1 protein-coding gene is annotated in these 653 nt (G+C 35.4%); it reads right to left on the reverse strand.

Going from position 1 to position 653, the window contains the following annotated elements; translation table 11 throughout:
• The coding region (locus Y7E_RS0106925; RefSeq protein ID WP_017150556.1) for an LTA synthase family protein at positions 1-653 on the reverse strand (653 nt) is incomplete at both ends.

Consider the following 653-nt stretch of genomic DNA (forward strand, 5'->3'; position numbering starts at 1 on the left):
GAATCAACACCAAGTAAGTTTAGAATTGTTGGTTTAATATCAATTTCACCAGTTGGTTTTGAAATTGTTTGACCTTCTGTTTGACCTGGAACATGAATGAACATTGGTGTACGTTGTAAATTCATATGATCAAATGTTGTAATTTCTTCTTTTCCTAAGAATTGTGCCATTGCACGGTTATGGTTTTCAGAAATACCATAGTGGTCACCATAGAATACGATAACAGAGTTATCATAAATACCTTCTGCTTTTAGACGTTCAATAAAGTTTTTCAGTGCTTCGTCTAAGTAACGAGCTGTTACCATGTAATCGTCAAATACGCGGTCACCAGAGTTGTAAGGCTCAATTAATTTTGTATCGTCATCATACGTAAATGGATAGTGATTGGTTAAACTAAGGAAGCGAGTGTAGAATGGTTGCTTCACTTGTTTTAACATATCCACTGATTGATTAAAGTACTCGATATCTTTTAATCCCCAGTTTAATTTTGTTTCTGGAGTAATTTTATAGTCAAGTTCGTTGTAATAACGATCATAACCAAGTGCTGGATACATGATGTTGCGGTTCCAGAATGTTGCGTTGTTTGCATGGAATACAGCTGTGTAATACCCTTGCTGACGCAGAATTTCTGGTGTTGCAGTATATTCATTGTT

This window comes from Bacillus bingmayongensis, assembly GCF_000299035.1.
GTDB classification, from domain to species: Bacteria; Bacillota; Bacilli; order Bacillales; family Bacillaceae_G; genus Bacillus_A; species Bacillus_A bingmayongensis.